This is a genomic window from Mycobacterium montefiorense, from assembly GCF_003112775.1.
GTDB lineage: Bacteria > Actinomycetota > Actinomycetes > Mycobacteriales > Mycobacteriaceae > Mycobacterium > Mycobacterium montefiorense.
This window is the reverse complement of the sequence record NZ_BFCH01000028.1, coordinates 77,193-95,329: the sequence shown is the minus strand read 5'-3', so window position 1 is coordinate 95,329 and position 18,137 is coordinate 77,193. Positions and strand designations below refer to the sequence as shown.

Here is an 18,137-nt window from a genome sequence, read left to right as displayed (position 1 = left end):
GGTGGCGCCTAAGCGTTAGCCGCGCGGTAAACCGAGCACCCGCTGGGCGATGATGTTGCGCTGGATTTCCGACGTCCCACCGGCGATGGTGCCGGAAAAGCTTCGCGCATAACGCTCGAACCAGCTGGCGAAGTAATGGTCGAGGTTCATGTGCGCGTACGGCCCGGTCAGACCGGGATGCACGAGCCCGTCAGATCCCGCGGACGTCAGCGCAAGATCCATGCCGCGCAGCTCGGCCTCGGACCCGAGCAGCTTGAGCACCGAGATCGCGGCCACGTCGTCTTCGCCGCGCGACGCGCGGGCCAAAGCCACCGAACCCAGCAGGCGCAGCGCCTGCTTGTCCATGATCGTGCTGGCGTACTGGTCGCGCTCGACCTCGGTGCTGGGGTGGAAGTCGTCGATCATGTTGTCGAGTCGATCGGCGAACCCCAGCCACATCATCGTGCGCTCATGCCCCAGCGAGCCGTTGGCCACCCGCCAGCCCTGGTCGATCTCGCCAACCAGATTCTCCGCGGGCACCCGCACGTCGGTGAAGAAGACCTCGTTGAAGTCCAGATCGTCGACACCGCAGATCGACGGGAACGGCCGGCGCACCAGACCCGGGGTGTCGGTGGGGATGATCAGCACGCTGATTCCCTTGTGCTTCGGGGCATCTGGGTTCGTCCGCACGAACGTCAGCAGGACGTCGGCATCGTGGGCGCCCGAGGTCCACACCTTCTGCCCGTTGACCACGAAGTGATCGCCGTCAAGCACCGCACGGGTACGCAACGACGCCAGATCGGAGCCCGCGCTCGGTTCGCTCATTCCGAGTGACGCGGTGATCTCGGCGCGCAGGATCGGCACCGCCCAGCGCCGCTTCTGCTCGTCACTGCCGAACGACAACAGCGATGCGCCAACAATATTCACGCCCTGCGGGTTGAAGCTGTGGTAGATCCGGCGGCGGCTCAGTTCCTGCAAGTACACGAATTGCTGAATGACGCCGGCATTGCGTCCGCCGAATTCCGGTGGCTGGCTGGGCAGCAGCCAACCGTTGTCGAACAGCAGCCGCTGCCAGTCGCGTGCCCACTGCGGCATGTGCGAGACCGACCGCGGACGCTCGAGCGTTTCGCTTGCGGGAGGCAGATTCTCGTCGAGGAAGGCCGAGAACTCGGCCCGGAACTCCTCGACGTCGGAATCAAAAGTGAGCTGCACGGTATTCCTCCGCGATCCGCGCCCGGTGCTCGGCGGCGCTGCCGAGCAGCAGCTCACCGGCTTTGGCCCGTTTCAGCGCGAACTGCAGGTCGTTCTCCCACGTGAAGCCCATCGCGCCGTGCAACTGTAGGCCGTGCCGGAATACCAGCGACTGGCATTCCCCTGCCGAGGCTTTGGCCATCGCGGCCGCCAGCCGGCGACGGGGATCGTCGGCGGCGATCGTCAACGCGGCGAAGTAGGCCAGTGCGCGAGCGCGTTCGACCGCGACGTGCATGTCGGCGGCCTTGTGCTGCACGGCCTGGAACGAGCCGATCGCCACGCCGAATTGCTGACGGCTTTTGACGTGTTCGAGCACCAGGTCGAGGATGCGTTGGCAGGCGCCGACCATCGTGATGGCCAGGCCGGTCAGCGCGAAATGATGAGCACGCTCCGCGTCCACGGTCAGCCGCTCGCTGTCGGGCACCCGAACCTCCGCGAACGACAGGTCGGCGACATGCAACACCGGGTCGAACACCGATGCACGCCGGGCCGACACCTGACTGGACGCCACGAGGAACACCCCGGCGTCGGTCACCACGGCCAGCCGGTCCGCGCGATCACCGTCCAATACGTGGCGCGCGGTGCCATCCAGCACCCAGCCCTGCGCGTCGCGATGCGCCGCGACCCCACTGTACACCGCGGTACCCGACTGGTGTGGGTCGAACCGGTCGCCGGCAAGCGGCGCGAACTGGCTCATCGTCGCCAGGAACGGCGTGGGATCGGTTGCGCGGCCGAGCTCTTCGAGCACGATGGCCAGCTCCACGGCGCTGTCCGATTCGTTCAGCTCGGTCCAGCCCTGATCGACATACGACTTCCACAGTGGGCTCGGGTCTACGCCATCCTCGGCCACGCTCCGCACCAGCGAGGGCGGGCACTGCTTTGCGACGGCGTCCCGCACCGTGTCCTGCCACAGTCGCTGATCAGCATCGAACTCCAACAGCATCGGGGCCGCCTCCTGTCGTCACCGCCCTCGCGAGAATACCATTCTCGCTTCCGGAAGTAATAATCTCGAATTCGGCGTATGGCGTATCGATGAGCGTTAACCGAGGCGTGCCGGCTCAGTTCGCCGGTCAGCCCGCAGGAGCTGCAAAAAGACCGCTGGCGGACTCGTCCCAGTGGTCGAGATTGACGAACTCGGCAAGCGGGCGGCGACGAAGCGGACCGTGCTTACCCTCGGGCCACCCGATGACGATGTGGCCGGCAACCAGCCAGCCCTCGGGCACCCCGATGGCGTCGCGCAGCAGCTGCTCCCCGCCGTAGGAGGCCCAGCTGGTCATGCACGCCCCGAGGCCCTGGGCACGAGCGGCCAGCAGGAAGTTCTGCATGGCGGGAAAGATCGAACCGCCGAGCAGCAGTTCGGATGCCGTCGGATAGTGCTGCTGCGCGAACAAGACCGAGGTGAATTCCCCAGCCCGGTCGTGCAATTCGTAGGTCGCGCGGTAGGTACGGGCACGGCGGCTGTTGTCGTCGTCGGCGGGCCGTGTCATTCCGTAGACCGGCTCGATCACTTCCAGGGCGTGGGCCGCAGCCTTGGCCACGACGGCCCGCTGCTCGGGCGAGCGCAGCACGACGAAGCGCCAGCCTTGCGCGTTGGCGCCCGACGGAGCCCATCGGGCCGCTTCCAGGCACTGCGCCAGCGTGAAGTCGTCGACCGGTTCGTCGGTGAAGCGCCGGATCGTCCGGGCCGTCGACATCACTTCCCAGACGTCGCTGCTCGCTCCCGTCATGGTCACTCCCTTTCGGCACGGGCCATCAGATGCAACCTAGCGCGCGGCGGGTAGCGCCCATCGCTGGGTGATGTCGTCATCACCCATCCAGTGCACGAATCGCTGCAGCGGATACATCGCGTCGTGCGGACTTCCCAGCACATGGGCGTTCGCGGTTCCCAAGCGGCACAACCGTTGCGCCCCTTGACTGGCCAACCGGTCGCGCAATTGCGCCTTACGCTCGTCGGGATAGATCCCGATGGTCTGGGTGGCGACGTTGACGTGGCGGACGGCGTCGTCGAGCGATTCGACCATCACGACATTGGAGGTCTTGTTGCCGGGCTGAAATTCGACTGGCCGGTCCGACAGGATCACCAAGCCGCGGCCGTCGAAGCCGCCCCACACTTTGAGATCGCCCATCGCTTCGGCCACCTGGATCTCTTCGCGCACCTCCGCCGGCAGCGCCGGGCCGATGGCCGAGGCGAAATCGCGATCCACGTTCAGCCGCTCCGCGAGTGCGACGCAGAGCGATTCGACTTGGGGTCGTTGACTTTCCACGAAGGCGTAGCGGCTGGCCAGACAGGCCTCCTGGTTGAACACGGTGGTGTCGGCGGCCAACCGATCGGCCACATCGGCGATGGTCTCCTGCGAGTCGAATACTTCACGACCGATCATCGAGATCGATGACTTCGGGTCGAACGAGATCAGCTGAATCCCGGGCCCGAGATACTGGATCACGTTGTTGATCGCGTCGCCGCCGCCCCAGGCGACGATTTTGTCGAAGTACTGCGGGCGGTACAGGGTGCGCTCGATCACCGTGTCCCCACCTTGCCAGTACACAGCTGACATCGACTGCACCACTGGTTGTTTCGGGTCGATCTCGGCCATGGTGCGCAGCACCGCCACCGTGGTGAACGGGTCGCTCGAGGGCATCTTGAACAGATTGACGGCCTTGACCAACGCCCCCTGCGCGATCGATGACACACATCCCGACGGGGCATTGCCCGCCAGCATGTGCACCATGCGCGGCGGGAAGGCGCGCACCGCCCCCTTGTTGCCGTGTCCGTCGACCCGCTCGACCCAGCCGTCGAGCGCTTCGCGGTTAGCAAAGTTCGAATCGACGATGCTTTCCAGCAGCCGTCTGTTCAAGAAGTACGGGGCCTGGCGGTAGAGGTTCTCCACCACCCGCCGGGGCAAGGGATTGGTGGCCGCGATCAGCTCTAGGCATTCCTGCAGGTGCGGGTTGCGATCCAGCTGCAGGCGTTCGCCGGTCTCGACCAGGAAGTCGATGATTTCGGCCAGCTTCACCTCCAGCAGCGGCGGCAGCTGCGCGCGCGGGAGCACCAGCGCATCGAGATCGATTGCAGGAGTGACGAAGTCAGCGCCAAGATCGCGTGATCGGTGACGAACGGCGTCCCCTTCGACCAGTACGCCCTGCACGAAATGGGGCGCCGGCAACGTGGTCATGCCACGCCTCGCACATAGGCGTCGATGCTGCCGGCGCAGGTGATCTTGTCGCCGCCGGGCAGGTCGGCGTACCGGGTGATCTCGCGGCCCACCGTCGGACCCTGATGCCCGCATGGGCATTTCGCGTAACTGACGCTGACCCGGTCCCCGCTGATCACGCCACCCCAGCGGCCTTCGAGCGACGCGTCGAAAAACGCGGCCCGAGCCTCGATCTCACCGTCACCGGGATCCAGCAGCTGCTCGCCCGCGGTATCGAGCGGCAGCACGATCACCCAGGGCGAGACGTGATATCGCTCGGCATGGCACAACGGGAACACCGCGTTGATCTCACGCATGCTGTACGCGTGAAAGAGCCGCTCTTCGGCGACGTTGAACGTCTCCAGCACGTACTCGCGGTAATTCTCCGGTAGGGCAGCACCTTTGAGTCCGCCCGCGACCATGAGCGCGTTGTCGGAATTGAAATCATCGCCCCCGTGCCCGTTGGCGCGGATGCCTTCGGCGATCTGATAAAGCGTGGCGAACATCCCGGCGCCCAACAGTGGCAGGTCGCGGGCCTCGATCACCGCGTCGACCGCCTTCTGGGCCGAAGTGTCCATATCGCTGGCCCGCCGTGTGGCGATGCGTTCGAACTCCGCGATCTCGCTAGGACGCGCGGTGCCGTCGGAGAGCTTGCGCCGCAGCGTGATGATGTCCACCATCGACCCGACCGTGATCGGTTCGCCGTCGCCGAACTGGTACGACGGATACTTCGAAGAGAAGCAGTCGACCATCGCCTGCCGGATCGCGTCCTCGCGCGGCGCGGCGAATTGTGGTCCCAGGCCTACGAATTTGCGGTCCTCGCCGCGCGTCAAGCCCGTCGCCCACAGCAGCGCCTCGATGTTGATTCGCCCCGACAGTTCGATGTCGCCCTCGGTACAGGACAGCATGGCCGGTTTCCCGGTGGTGCCGCTGGAACAGGACAGGTAGTGGCCGACGGTCTCCAGCTGCTTGATCCAGTCGTCGAGCGTCTGCACGCCGGCGGTGTCGAGGCCGTCGACCGCGCGGGTGGACACGGTGGCCAGCCACTTGCCCATCCGGTCCCACTGCCCCTCGTTGAGCCAACCTTCCGAGTAGGTCTTGTACGTGGTGTGCGCGAAGAGCAGTGGCACCAGGTCGCTCGGCTGCTTGATCTCCGTGACGCCGCCCGCGCGGTTATTCAGCAGCGGAATACATTCGGCCTGGCTTTGCAGCCGTTCGTTGGCGGCCTCCAGTTGCACTGGCAGCAGTTCGGCGGCCGGGATGTCGAAGCACTCCTTCGCCCCGACCAGCCCGACCAGCCGTTCGGTCGCAGATGTCATCTGTGACTCCTCTCTGACAGCAGCGTCATTAAGTACACGTCACTGTATATTAATGTCGCCGCTCGGTCGAGGCGGGAACATCACCGATACGACCGGCAGCGGTCGGCCAAGGTGGTGGCCAGCCATCCTGGGCGAGAGAACATCACGTCATGGCAGGCATCGACACAGATCATCGTGTCGACGCCGCCGAGGGATTCGATCGCGCCGAGCTGTTGGCGCGACGACAGTGCTCGATCGGCCAGCGTCATGATCCACGTCCGCGGCACCTCGCCGGGCAAGTCGCTGCGGTCAGCCGGTTCGAAGATAACGTTCGGCGATTCCAGGCACAGTCGCGACATCGCCAGCGCGCGTTGCTCGCGGGTCATGCCATTGCAGAAGGCGAAACGTGCTATGGCCCTTGGCATTGGAAACGATCTATGAATCCGGCCCGCCGATCGCGCCAACGGGACCAGGGGTCCACGCAGCGTCTGGACCACCGATGACCCCTGCGGCGGCACGAACGCCGCCAACAGGATCATCTCGCGTACTCGCGCGGCCCCCAGCTTCGCCACGATGCCCGGTACGGTCAGTCCGCCCATCGAATGCCCCACGATCACAACATCGCGGAGGCCGGCGTCGTCGATATCGGCGACCGCGGAGTTCACCCAGTCGGTGACGGTGACGGTCGTCAGATCCGCCGGCCTGCTGCCGCGGCCGGGCAGATCGACCGCGAGGACCGGCAATTCTGGTTCCTGCCGGGATAATTCGGCAATCGTAAGATCCCAGCAATCGGCGGCATGCGCTCCGCCGTGCACCAGTACCAACCCAGGCCGCGCCATCACAAGCTCAATCGCGCCGCGCGATGCCGCGCAGGAAAAGGTCCACGGCGTGTTGTAAGTGGCGCTCCTCCTCCTCCGGACTGCGGTAAATACCGCTGTCCGCCAACCGCGCGGGCAAATGTTCGACCGCGGCGATGAAATGGCCCGCGGCCAACTCGAGATCGTCCACCTCGATAACTCCGGCGTCCTGGTGATGGCGAAGCAAATCCATCACCTGTCGGTGGCGTGGCGACCAAGTCATCGAGTGCGCGCTGACCGCGAATTCGGGAAACCGTGCCGACTCGTTCATTGCGATCCGTTTCAAACGCACGATGTCAGGATCGATCGCCCGCGCAAGACCGGCCCGACCGACGGTGACCAGGGCGGCACGCAGGTCGCCGCCATCGATTTCTGGTGCGGCTTCGCGTTCGGTCCTGCGAGTGAGCGCCCAGGGAATCACATCGAGGAAAACCGCTCGTTTGTCGGGATAGCGCGCATAGAGCGTGCGCCGCGTGATGCCGGCCGCTTTGGCGATGGCGTCCATGCTGGTGCCGTCGTAGCCGTGCTTGACGAATGTCGCGACGGCCGCATTGCGCAACTTTTGTTGTAGCTTTTTGGATTCGGCCTGAGTCGGCCGCCCACGCCGGGTCGTCGTGACCATGGAAATATACATTAACGTGTAGATAACCGTTGGCACGACGAATCAAGTCAAGGGGTCACCGTGACCATCACACAGTCCTTCATCGACGGCGCATCGGTGGCCTCGTCTGACGTGTACGACAACATCGACCCGGCCACCGGCCGATCCCTCGGGGCGGTGGCACGCGGCGGTGGTGACGAGGTCGATCGCGCCGTCCGGGCCGCCGCGGCGGCATCCAAACGATGGCGGGACACATCGCCGGAGCAGCGAGCCACGCTGTTGACGCGGATCGCCGATCTGATCGAAGAACACCGCGACCGGTTAGCCCGAATCGAAAGCGAAGATACCGGAAAGCCGCTGACCCAGGCGGCCGCCGATGCGACAGTCGCCGCGCGCTATTTCCGCTTTTACGGCCACGCGATCGACTCCTACTATGGCCAAACCATCCCGCTGACAACGGATCTGCACGTTTACACCCGACGGGAGCCGTTCGGAGTAACCGGGCACATTGTCGCCTGGAACTACCCGATGCAGCTACTGGCCCGGGCCGTGGCCCCCGCGATCGCGGCGGGTAACTGCTCTGTGGCCAAGCCTGCCGACGAAACACCGCGCACCACAGTTGAATTAGCGCGGCTCGCGATTGAAGCGGGCTTGCCGGCTGGCGTATTCAACGTGGTGACCGGAATCGGCGCCGAGGCCGGCGCCGAATTGGCGGCGCACCCCGATGTCGACCACGTAGGCTTCGTCGGATCCACCCAGATCGGCTCGTTGATCGCCCACGCGGCCGCCGACCGGGTCGTGCCCACCACCCTGGAGTTGGGTGGCAAATCGCCGCAGATCGTGTTCCCCGACGCGCAGTTGGAGCGCGCCGCGGAATCGGTCGCGAAGGCAATCCTGCAGAACGCCGGTCAAATCTGCTCGGCCGGATCGCGGCTGCTGGTGCATGACTCCGTTCACGACACATTGGTCGAAATGGTTTGCCATCGGCTGCAGTTGGCGACGATCGGGCCGGGGCTCGACGACCCCGATCTCGGGCCGCTGGTATCCCGCAAGCAACAGCAGCGGGTGGCATCGATGGTCGCCGGCAACGTCAAGGGCGAAATACTGTGCGGCGGTGCACCACCGCAGGACCCGAAACTGGCCGACGGTGCCTATTTCGCACCCACGGTGATCACCGACGTCGATCCCGCGGAGACCATCGCCCAAGAAGAGATCTTCGGCCCGGTGCTGACCGTGAACAGATTCGTCGACGAGGACGAGGCGATCAGCTTGGCCAACGGGACACCTTACGGGCTGCTCGGCGCGGTGTGGACGAACGACCTTTCCCGCGCACATCGGCTCGCCGCGGAGATCCGGGCGGGTCAGGTCTACGTCAATACCTACGGCGCCGGCGGCGGAGTGGAATTGCCGTTTGGAGGTTTCAAGAAATCCGGATACGGCCGGGAGAAGGGCTATGAGGCCCTGGACATGTTCACCGCCACCAAGACCGTAGTCGTGCGCCTCTAACGCGCAGACCTCAGACATAAGGAGAAGACCTTGGATCGCGAAACATACCAGCGGGGACTAGAGATTCGCTCTGCTGTGCTGGGGGAGGCATACGTCAACCGGGCACTGGCCGACGCCGACGACTTCACCAAGCCACTGCAGGATCTCGTTACCGAGTACTGCTGGGGCGGGGTGTGGGGCCGAGAAGGATTGCCCCGCAAGACACGCAGCATGCTCAACTTGGCGATGATCCCGATCCTCAACCGGCCGAATGAATTACGCACGCATATCAAGGGGGCGCTGACCAACGGCGTCAGTCGCGAAGAGATCTGCGAGATCTTTCTACAAGTGGCCATTTATGCCGGTGTCCCGGCCGCTGTCGACAGCTTCCGGATCGCGCGTGAGGTGTTCGCCGAATTGGACCAGACCGCGGACGAGGGCTAGTCGCCGTGACCGAAATTGGGTTCATCGGGTTGGGAAACATGGGCTTTCCCATAGCATCCCGCCTTATCAGCGAAGGAAATGATGTCATCGCCTTCGACACGAACAGCACGGCAATCGAGCGCATCGTCTCGCTCGGCGGGCACGCCGCATCGTCGGCCAAAGAGGTCGCCGATCGCACGGAAACGGTGCTGGCCAGTCTTCCGTCGCCGGCGGTGTCACTCGAGGTCGCCACCGGGGCCGCGGGCGTGATCGGCGGCTCGCGGGTCAAGCGCTATGTCGACTTGTCAACCGTCGGCAGCCGAACGGCCGCGCAGATCCATGACCTGCTGTCGCAACGAGGCATCGCCGCGCTCGACAGCCCAGTCAGCGGCGGTGTCGGAGGGGCCGAAAAGGGCGCGCTCGCCGTCATGGTTTCCGGCCCGCGCAACGAATTCGACGTCATACGACCGGTACTCGAGGCGATCGGCCGCCCGTTCTACATCGGCGAGAAGCCCGGGTCGGCGCAAACGATGAAGCTCGCCAACAACATCCTCGCGGCCAACGTCTTGGCCGCGACATCAGAAGTCGTCGTGATGGGCGTCAAGGCCGGTCTCGACCCGGCCGTGATGGTCGAAGTTCTCAATGCGGGCTCGGGCGCAACGAGCGCCAGTCGGGACAAGTTTCCGCGCGCGATACTGCCTCGCACTTTCGACTACGGCTTTGCCACCGGGTTGATGGTCAAAGATGTCCGGCTCTATCTGGACGAGGCCAAAGCGCTCGGCGTGCCGGTCGACGTCGCCGAGACGATTGGCCGGCTCTGGGAGACCGCCGCACTCGACGAAGGCGCCGACGCGGATTTCACGACCGTCATCAAGCCGTTCGAAAAGGCGGCCGGTGTCACCGTCGACGGCCGAGGCCCGAAATAACCGGCGTGACATTGATCGGCGACTCTGTAACGCCTACGCGGTGAGCCCGGCCGCGGCGAGGCAATCGCGCCACCACGGCAGCCACCCTCCAACAAGGGTTGAGAATGGTATTATCCGGATTGAAGAACGACGATTGCTCTGATGGTGGCAATAGCAGCGATTACCAGGGAATATCGTTAACCGAGACGCTTACCGGAAATCCATTGATCGACAGCCGACAAGAATGTTAGATTATCTATCTTATGACCGGGCTTGGCTCACCTCGGCTACCGGAAACGAAGGGTGGCTGCCGTGATCGAACACGCTGACGGGACCAGCACGCCACTCATCGACGCGAGCGTGCACATCTTCTTCCCATCCAACAAAGCGCTCCGGCAGACCCTGCGTGAGCCGTTCAAGAGCCGCGGGTTCCCCGACTACGAGATGGACTGGTATGGCGCACCGGGTGGCGAGTACGCGCCCAACACCGAGGGCCCCAATCGCCAGTACCCCGGCTCGGATCCGGAATTCGTTGGCAATGAGCTGTTTTCGAAGCGCGGAGTCGACATTGCGGTGCTGCATCCGGCGGGCCGGGGCATCATGCCGGACCGGCACCTGGGTAGCGCGCTGCACGCCGCGCACAACGAGATGATGGTGTCGAACTGGCTGGAATCTGCTCAGTACGGTGACCGGTTCCGCGGCACCATCCGGGTGAATCCCGACGACATCACCGGAGCGCTGCGCGAGATCGAGAAATGGCGTAACCATCCGCGCGTGGTTCAGATCGGCGTCCCGCTGCAATCCCGCGAGGTCTACGGCAAACCGCAGTTCTGGCCACTGTGGGAGGCCGCGGCCGACGCCGGCCTTCCGGTGGCCGCGCACATCGAAGTCGGCTCAGGCATCGCCTTTCCGCCGACGCCCAACGGCAACACCCGGACCTACGAGCAGTACGTCAGCTTCATGGCGCTGAATTACCTGTACCACCTGATGAACCTGATCGCCGAGGGAGTGTTCGAACGCTTCGACGGCCTCAAGTTCGTCTGGGGCGATGGCGCCGCGGACTTCATCACGCCCTTCATGTGGCGGATGGACACGTTCGGCCGGCCACACCTCGAGCAAACGCCCTGGGCGCCGCGGATCCCCAGCGACTACCTGCCCGGTCACGTGTATTTCGTGCAGGGCAGCCTCGACGGTCCCGGCGACACCGAGTTCGCCGGCGAATGGTTCGGCTTCACCGGCAAGGACGACATGGTGATGTTCGGCTCGAGTTACCCACACTGGCAGTGCGGTGATGTCTTGAAGCTGCCCAGCGCCCTGTCCGCCGAACAGCGCGAAAAGCTGTGCTGGCGCAACGCGGCGCAGCTCTACGGCATAGACATCCCTGCTGGGGTGGGCGCACAGTAGATGTAACGCGGCAGACTGAGGAGACCCAGATGACGTTGACCCATTCGCAGGAGCGGGTTCCCGCTACCGAGCGTATAGCCGTCCGATGCGTCGATTCGGATGTCCACCCGGCACCCAAGCGCGGCGAGCTCGTCCCGTACATCCCCGAGCCCTGGCGCAGTAAGTATTTCCTCACCCGCACTGTCGGTGAACAGATTTACTACGACGCCCCCGACTACGCGCACTCCTATGCGATGCGCGTGGACGCCTTCCCCGCCGATGGCGAATTCCCTTGCAGCGACCCGGACATGGCGTTTCGCCAGCTGATCATGGAGGCCGGCTCCGACATCGCGATCCTGGAACCGGCCGCCTACCCGGCGCGTCTGCCCGAAGCGCAGCACGCGATGTCGGCCGCCTTGAACGAATGGCAGGCCAATCACTGGCTGGACAGTCACAACAACTGGCACGAGCGCTGGCGCGGTTCGATTTGTGCCGCCATCGAGGAGCCGGAAGAGTCCGCGCGCGAGATCGAAAAATGGGCCGGGCACCCATTCATGGCTCAGATTCTGATCAAGGCCGAGCCGCGGCCTTCCTGGGGCCACCCGAAATACGACCCGATCTGGGCGGCCGCCACCAAGCACGACATCACCGTGAGCTGCCACCTGTCGCGCAGCCAGTTCGACGAGCTACCGATCCCGCCGGTCGGATTCCCCAGCTATAACCACGACTTCATGGTGACCTACTCGCTGCTGGCCGCGAACCAGGTGATGAGCCTGATCTTCGACGGCGTCTTCGACCGGTTCCCCACGCTGCGGATCGTCTTCGTTGAGCACGCGTTCAGCTGGATCCTGCCGCTGATGTGGCGGATGGACGCGATCTACCAGGCACGCAAGTCCTGGGTCGACATCAAGCGCAAGCCGTCCGACTACGTCAAGGACCACATCAAGTTCACCACCCAGCCGCTGGACTATCCCGAAGACAAGACCGAGCTGACCCGCGCGCTGGAATGGATGGAGTGCGAGAAGATCCTGCTGTTCTCGTCGGACTACCCGCACTGGACATTCGATGACCCGCGCTGGTTGGTCAAGCACCTGCCCAAGCACGCCCGCGACGCGGTGATGTACAAAAACGGCATCGCCACCTATCACCTGCCCGAGACCGTCCCGGTGCTCGAGGGTCAGACCCGGGTGCTCTGAGTTGACGGAAGAAACCAAACGGCCCGAGCCACGCCTCGCCCAGGGCCGCGAGCACATTGTCGCCACCGTAGATGAGATTCCGCCGGGCACACACAAGTTGGTGCCGATCGGACGCCACGGCGTGGGTGTGTACAACGTCAACGGCGCCTTCTACGCGATCGCAAATTACTGCCCCCACCAAGGCGGGCCGCTGTGTTCGGGACGCGCCCGGGGACGCACGATCGTCGACGAGACGGCGCCGGGTGACGCGGTGATGGTGCGCGATCTGGAATACATCTACTGCCCCTGGCACCAATGGGGTTTCGAGCTGGCGACCGGCACCACGGCGGTCAAGCCGGAGTGGAGCATCCGCACCTATCCGGTGCGTGTCGTCGGCGACGACGTTCTGGTTCAGGCCTAACTACAGGAGAATCGCGTGCCTTCAATTGAGATCAACGGGGGAAATGTCGTCTACGAAATCCTCGGGGATGCAGGCGATCTCATTGCCCTGACGCCGGGCGGACGGTTCAGTAAGGAAATCGAAGGCCTACGTCCGCTCGCGGAGGCACTTGCCGCGGGCGGCTATCGGGTGCTGCTATGGGACCGGCCCAATTGCGGAGCATCCGATGTGCAGTTCTACGGGCAGAGCGAATCGCACATGCGCGCCGAGACGCTGCACGAGCTGGTGACGGGGCTGGGGTTCGAACGCTGCATCCTCGCCGGGGGATCTGGCGGCGCAAGGGATTCCATGTTGACCACGATGCTCTACCCCGAGATGGTCACCAAGCTCGTGGTGTGGAACATCGTCGGCGGCATTTACGGCAGCTTTGTGCTCGGTTCCTTCTACATCATCCCCAGCATTCTCGCGGTGCGAGGCACCGGAATGGACGGCGTGGTCGGAGTGCAGGAATGGCGCGACCGGATCGCGGAGAACCCGAAAAACAAGCAACGGTTCCTCGACTTCGAATCCGCCGACTTCCTCAAGATCATGCTGCGCTGGCTCAACGCCTTCGTATCCAAGCCGGGGCAGACGATCCCCGGTGTCGAAGACGAAATGTTCGATCGGATCAAGGTTCCCACGTTGATCATTCGCGGCGGCGAGAACGACATGGATCACCCCAAGCGGACGTCGTTGGAAGTCAGCTGCCTGATCAAGGGATCAAAACTGATCGACCCGCCGTGGCCCGAGGACGCCTGGGAGCGTGCATCCGAGGACCGCGCGGCGGGCCGGGTGAAGCACTTCAACATGTTCGACACCTGGGTGCAGGCGGCGCCCCCGATTCTTGAGTTCCTGGACTCGTAATGGCACTACACGGTGCGAATGTGGACCTCACAGTTGAGCGACGCTTCCAGCGCCGTATGGACTCGGCTTTCCGGAATGCGTTCGAGGTCGGACTCCCGCAGCGTCACATGAACGATGTCGAACCCGTCGTCGCCGGGTGTGCGCACGATGTCACCGGTGAGGCCGAAGGCGGACAACACGCCGTGCGCGTCGTCGTCGGTTCCCCTGCTGACAAACGTGATCACCCCAGGAACAGGCACAGCACTGAACACTTTGGTGCACAATCCGATTGCGGCTTCTCTGGCCGTATCGCCATCTTCGGCCGCGATCAGCAGCTCGACTTCACGACGGCCGACCGGCATGGACGCGAGGTCGTTGCAGACCACGTCGGCTTCGGCCTTCGCCGCGAGCTCGAGGAGCGCTGCCATGCCGTCACGTAGTTGCGCGGGTGTGAGCACGCCTTCCGGGTCGACGTTGACACGGACCACCGCAGTTCGCATGTGCGCAAGCCTAACTAAGACGATGGCAGGCCAGCTTTGAACACCACCCAGTCCACCACCATCACCACCGCCGCCCTTCCCGGGTGCACGCCGCGGCTGCTCACTGAGCAAGCCGGCCAGGCCCGTGAGGACCTCGCGGCCTATCGGCGGCTCGGCGGCTATCGCCCGCTCGCCGACACCGGTGCGTTACTGAGCGAGGTCGAGTCCAGTGGCCTCGTCGGCCGCGGCGGCGCGGCCTTCCCACTTGCGGTGAAGTTGCGGACGGTGCGCGACAACGGGCGCCTGATAGCGGACACAGGTGGCCCCGTCGTCATCGCGAATGGCGAAGAGGGAGAACCGGCTTCGATCAAGGACCGCTGGCTGCTGCGCAACCGTCCCCACCTGGTGCTGGACGGATTGCGGCTGGCCGCGGCGATCGTGGCCGCCGACCGCGCCTACGTGTATGTGTCCGACCCGGAGTCGGCGCACAGCGTCGAAACCGCGCTCGGCGAGCTCGATTCCGAAACCCAAGGCCTCGCGGTGCAGGTGCTGACCGTCCAGCCGGGATATGTGGCCGGCGAGGAGACCGCCGCGGTTCGAGTGATCAACGGCGGCCCGGCCAAGCCGACGGACAAACCGCCACGCCCGTTCGAAGCGGGCGTCAACGATCGACCAACGTTGGTGAGCAATGTCGAGACGCTGGCCAATCTGCCCTACTTACAGGGCAACGGCTCGGCGGCGTTCCGATCACAAGGCACGGCGCTGTCGACGGGCACCTTTTTGGCCACCATCACCGGGGGTGGTAAACCGCCGGTTCTTTACGAGCTCCCCCACGGCCTGGCATTCACCGAATTGCTTGCATTGCACGGTATTTCTCCTGAGCAGGTGCGGGGCGCGTTGATGGGCGGGTACTTTGCGGGCTTGCTCAACCGCACCGTGCTGGAGAGCACGCTGGACCACGAGACCATGCGGCGCCTCGGCAGCGGTCTGGGCTGCGGCGCGGTCTCGGTGATCACCGACGATTGTCCGGTCGCGGTCGCGGCATCGGTGCTGGCCTACTTCGACCGTGAAAATGCCGGGCAATGTGGATCGTGCTTCAACGGCACGGCGGCAATGGCCGCCGCGGCCGGGGCCCTGCGTGACGGTGCCGCGACGAAAGAAGATGTCGACCGATTGCGCCGCTGGTCGGTGCTGCTGCGCGGGCGCGGCGCCTGCGCGACGCTGGATGCCGCCACCAATGTGGCCGCCAGCATGCTCGATCAGTTCCCGGCCGAAGTCACCGCGCATCTCGACGGCAACTGCCCGGACTGCGGCGGTGGCGCCTTCCGCGCCGACCGTCCGTATGAGGTGGAAGGTGTGAGGCACGCATGAAAATCCGCCTGGACCGCACCATTTGCGACGGCTTCGGCATCTGCGCCAAGCATGCGCCCGGACATTTCTCGCTGGACGACTGGGGATACGCGGCCCTGATCGGAGATGGCACCGTGGCCGAAGCGGATCACGACGACGTCATGCGCGCGCTGTTGGACTGCCCGGTGCACGCCATCACCGAGATCGGTGAGCGCATTTCGAGGGCGGCTGCGCCACCGCTGACCGACGCGGACGATCCTGCCGAACATCTCAAAACCGAAGAGAACGAAGCCGAATGGGGCTTCACCCGTTGAGCTCTCCCGGCTCTGATTCGTAGCGTTCATGCAACTCACCTTTGACACCGAGGTGGAGGCCTTCCGTGCCGAGTTCGTCGGCTTTCTCGACGAACACCTGCCGACGCAGGCGCAGGCCGCGGAACGGCCCTCTTCGACATCGCACGTGCCCGAATGGTCGCGCCGCTGGCAGCGGCTCCAGTTCGAGCACGGCTGGCTGCTGCCGGGAAACCCGCCCGAATTCGGCGGCCGCAATGCCAATATTCTGCAGCAATTCGTGCACCGCGAGGAGCTGTCGCGTCGCCGGATCTATCACTGCTTCAATCCCCAAGGCGTCGGCATCATCGCGGCATCGCTGCTGTCCTTCGGCACCGACGAGCAAAAGCGGAACTGGGCGGTGCCGATTCTGCGCGCCGACATGACCGCGTCACTGGGGATGAGCGAACCGGGAGCGGGCTCCGACTTGGCGGGCCTCTCGACGAAGGCGGAGTTGGTCGGCGATCACTTCGTGGTCAACGGACAGAAGGTCTGGACCTCCGGCGCTCACGACGCCGACGTCATCCTGACTTTCGTCCGCACCGACCCAAACGCCCCCAGGCACAAGGGAATCAGCGCACTGCTGGTTCCCGCGGATACTCCCGGGGTGGTGTGCCGCCCCTTCGCCTCGGTCTACGACCGCGACGATCTGGACTTCAACGAGGTCTCCTTCAACGACGTGCGGGTACCCGCGGAAAATCTTGTCGGCCCGCGGGGCGGCGGCTGGCAGGTCGCGAACGGCTCGCTCGGTCACGAACGCACGTTGATGTGGCTGGCCTTCGCGAACCGGCTCGGGCAGCTTCTCGAGGACTACCGGCCGGCCGACGAGGTGAATGCCGACCACTACGCCACCATCGCGATGGACTACTACGCACTTCGGCTGCTCGGCTCGCGGGCGCTGGGCCGAGCAGCCCGCGGAGAGGTGGACGTGGCGGGCTTGTCCGTGCTGAAGGTCTTGGGGTCGGAGGCCGAACAGAGCGCCCTGCGGCATGCGCTGGACGCAGCGGGGGCCGATGGGTTACGCGACACGGCGCTCACGGCGCGGTACAACCCCCACGCCCCAGGTCTTTTCACCGCCAGCTGGTTCAGCCGCTACATCAGCAGTTACGCGGGCACGATCGCGGGCGGAACCTCGGAGATTCAGCGCAACATCATTGCTCAGCGAGTGCTCGGCCTACCGGCGCGCTGATCACAACGCGGGACACAGCGACGACAGAAACTCCTGGGTGCGGCGCCGCGATTCGGTCCGCTGCGTTGCGTCCTTGCCCAACGGCACAATTCGCGCGGCTAGATCGGTGACACCCGCGTCGCGATAGCGGCGCAGCCGGGCGAGGATTGCCGACTCGTCGCCGGCCGCCATCGTGTCGCCGACGTCCCGCGCGTCGCCGTGTTCCAGCAGGCGCACATAGTTCGGCGAGAAATCGGCGTGCCCGAGCACCTCGCTCGCGTACCCGCGAGCGTCGTCCGTCTCGCTGTCAGAGCACAAGGCGACGGGCACACCGGCGACGATCCGTGGCGGGGGCCGCCCGGCGCCGGTAGCAGCGGCGATGATGCGAGGCACGACGTGATCGCGGATCGCCCGCTCGTCCGCCATCCAGAGCACCGTGCCGCCGGCGTGCTCCCCGGCGAGTTGCAGCATGGCCGGCCCCAACGCGGACAACAGAATTGGAACCTCATAGACGTCCGTGACATCCACCGGCGAGTGCACCGCATAGCTGCCGTTGTCGACGTCGACAGTCCCCGGTCCGGCCATTGCGGCGGCGAGCACCTCGAGGTGGTCGCGCATCAAGCGCGCCGGGTGCTGGTAGTCCAATCCGAGCTGACCGTTGACGATCCAATGATGCGACGGCCCGATCCCGAGCGTGAACCGCCCGCCGCACGCGATCTGGGTGGTCAAAGCTTGCTGCGCCATGATCATCGGATGGCGGGTTTGAATGGGAACGACCGCCGTGCCGATCTCGACGCGATCGGTCGCCTGCCCGATCAGCGTCACGGCGGTCATCGCATCGAGATAGCCGGGCACCTGCGGCATCCAGAACGAGGTGATGCCGGCACTTTCGGCCGCGGCGGCATCGGCGATCAGCCCGGTCAGCCGCTCGGCACGCGGACGCTCCTTGTCGGAGCCGACCATCAGGCCGATGCGCATGCG

The 18,137-nt window shown here is 65.0% G+C and carries 19 protein-coding genes; 10 read left to right on the top strand and 9 right to left on the bottom strand.

The features are described 5' to 3' along the window. Window positions 1–15: 15 nt before the first annotated feature. The 7 genes from DB708_RS23050 to DB708_RS23020 form a co-directional block, all read right to left on the bottom strand. Window positions 16–1,191 carry an acyl-CoA dehydrogenase family protein gene (locus DB708_RS23050; RefSeq protein WP_108925795.1) on the bottom strand — a complete coding sequence of 392 codons (1,176 nt, stop codon included), beginning with the start codon at window positions 1,189–1,191 and terminating at the stop codon, window positions 16–18. Further along, the gene (locus DB708_RS23045; RefSeq protein WP_108925794.1) at window positions 1,175–2,173 is read right to left on the bottom strand and encodes an acyl-CoA dehydrogenase family protein; all 999 of its coding nucleotides are present in this window, start codon (window positions 2,171–2,173) and stop codon (window positions 1,175–1,177) included. Before DB708_RS23045 ends, DB708_RS23050 begins: the two co-directional genes overlap by 17 nt. A gap of 127 nt (window positions 2,174–2,300) precedes the next feature. Then, entirely contained in the window at window positions 2,301–2,957 is a 657-nt protein-coding gene (locus tag DB708_RS23040; protein WP_108925866.1) for a nitroreductase family protein, read from the bottom strand. Window positions 2,958–2,993: 36 nt separating this feature from the next. Then, window positions 2,994–4,403, bottom strand: a complete 1,410-nt coding sequence (locus tag DB708_RS23035; RefSeq protein WP_108925793.1) for an acyl-CoA reductase — start codon at window positions 4,401–4,403, stop codon at window positions 2,994–2,996. Beyond that, window positions 4,400–5,740, bottom strand: coding sequence for a hypothetical protein (locus tag DB708_RS23030; RefSeq protein ID WP_108925792.1), 1,341 nt, complete (start codon window positions 5,738–5,740; stop codon window positions 4,400–4,402). Before DB708_RS23030 ends, DB708_RS23035 begins: the two co-directional genes overlap by 4 nt. A gap of 80 nt (window positions 5,741–5,820) precedes the next feature. Further along, the gene (locus tag DB708_RS23025; RefSeq protein WP_108925791.1) at window positions 5,821–6,558 is read right to left on the bottom strand and encodes an alpha/beta fold hydrolase; all 738 of its coding nucleotides are present in this window, start codon (window positions 6,556–6,558) and stop codon (window positions 5,821–5,823) included. Window positions 6,559–6,565: 7 nt separating this feature from the next. Further along, window positions 6,566–7,198, bottom strand: coding sequence for a TetR/AcrR family transcriptional regulator (locus DB708_RS23020; protein ID WP_261859530.1), 633 nt, complete (start codon window positions 7,196–7,198; stop codon window positions 6,566–6,568). A 60-nt stretch (window positions 7,199–7,258) separates the two neighbouring features. Between DB708_RS23020 and DB708_RS23015 the strand changes: the two genes are divergently transcribed. The 7 genes from DB708_RS23015 (at window position 7,259) to DB708_RS22985 (ending at window position 13,851) form a co-directional block, all read left to right on the top strand. Next, window positions 7,259–8,683 carry an aldehyde dehydrogenase family protein gene (locus DB708_RS23015; RefSeq protein ID WP_108925789.1) on the top strand — a complete coding sequence of 475 codons (1,425 nt, stop codon included), beginning with the start codon at window positions 7,259–7,261 and terminating at the stop codon, window positions 8,681–8,683. Window positions 8,684–8,713: 30 nt separating this feature from the next. Beyond that, window positions 8,714–9,106, top strand: coding sequence for a carboxymuconolactone decarboxylase family protein (locus DB708_RS23010; RefSeq protein WP_108925788.1), 393 nt, complete (start codon window positions 8,714–8,716; stop codon window positions 9,104–9,106). Between the two features lie 5 nt (window positions 9,107–9,111). Continuing rightward, window positions 9,112–10,011 (top strand): NAD(P)-dependent oxidoreductase, encoded by a 900-nt coding sequence (locus DB708_RS23005; protein WP_261859531.1) that lies wholly within the window; start codon window positions 9,112–9,114, stop codon window positions 10,009–10,011. Between the two features lie 291 nt (window positions 10,012–10,302). Beyond that, window positions 10,303–11,394, top strand: a complete 1,092-nt coding sequence (locus DB708_RS23000; RefSeq protein WP_108925865.1) for an amidohydrolase family protein — start codon at window positions 10,303–10,305, stop codon at window positions 11,392–11,394. 29 nt (window positions 11,395–11,423) lie between these two features. Continuing rightward, window positions 11,424–12,569, top strand: a complete 1,146-nt coding sequence (locus DB708_RS22995; protein WP_108925786.1) for an amidohydrolase family protein — start codon at window positions 11,424–11,426, stop codon at window positions 12,567–12,569. Window position 12,570: 1 nt separating this feature from the next. Further along, entirely contained in the window at window positions 12,571–12,969 is a 399-nt protein-coding gene (locus DB708_RS22990; protein WP_108925785.1) for a Rieske (2Fe-2S) protein, read from the top strand. 15 nt (window positions 12,970–12,984) lie between these two features. Next, window positions 12,985–13,851, top strand: coding sequence for an alpha/beta fold hydrolase (locus DB708_RS22985; RefSeq protein WP_108925784.1), 867 nt, complete (start codon window positions 12,985–12,987; stop codon window positions 13,849–13,851). 5 nt (window positions 13,852–13,856) lie between these two features. Here DB708_RS22985 and DB708_RS22980 read toward each other — a convergent pair whose 3' ends face one another. Further along, window positions 13,857–14,330 carry a hypothetical protein gene (locus DB708_RS22980; protein WP_108925783.1) on the bottom strand — a complete coding sequence of 158 codons (474 nt, stop codon included), beginning with the start codon at window positions 14,328–14,330 and terminating at the stop codon, window positions 13,857–13,859. Between the two features lie 36 nt (window positions 14,331–14,366). Here DB708_RS22980 and DB708_RS22975 point away from each other — a divergent pair, with 36 nt between their 5' ends. The 3 genes from DB708_RS22975 to DB708_RS22965 are packed head-to-tail and all read left to right on the top strand — an operon-like array spanning window position 14,367 to window position 17,177. After that, on the top strand, window positions 14,367–15,680 hold the full coding sequence (locus tag DB708_RS22975) for an NADH-ubiquinone oxidoreductase-F iron-sulfur binding region domain-containing protein (RefSeq protein WP_108925782.1): 1,314 nt from the start codon (window positions 14,367–14,369) through the stop codon (window positions 15,678–15,680). Then, a complete protein-coding gene (locus tag DB708_RS22970; RefSeq protein WP_108925781.1) occupies window positions 15,677–15,973 on the top strand; it encodes a ferredoxin in 297 nt (98 codons plus the stop codon). Before DB708_RS22975 ends, DB708_RS22970 begins: the two co-directional genes overlap by 4 nt. 28 nt (window positions 15,974–16,001) lie before the next feature. Continuing rightward, on the top strand, window positions 16,002–17,177 hold the full coding sequence (locus tag DB708_RS22965; RefSeq protein ID WP_108925780.1) for an acyl-CoA dehydrogenase family protein: 1,176 nt from the start codon (window positions 16,002–16,004) through the stop codon (window positions 17,175–17,177). On the opposite strand, the gene DB708_RS22960 is transcribed toward DB708_RS22965, so the two are convergent. Continuing rightward, entirely contained in the window at window positions 17,178–18,134 is a 957-nt protein-coding gene (locus DB708_RS22960; protein WP_108925779.1) for an LLM class F420-dependent oxidoreductase, read from the bottom strand. Between the last annotated feature and the right edge of the window lie 3 nt (window positions 18,135–18,137).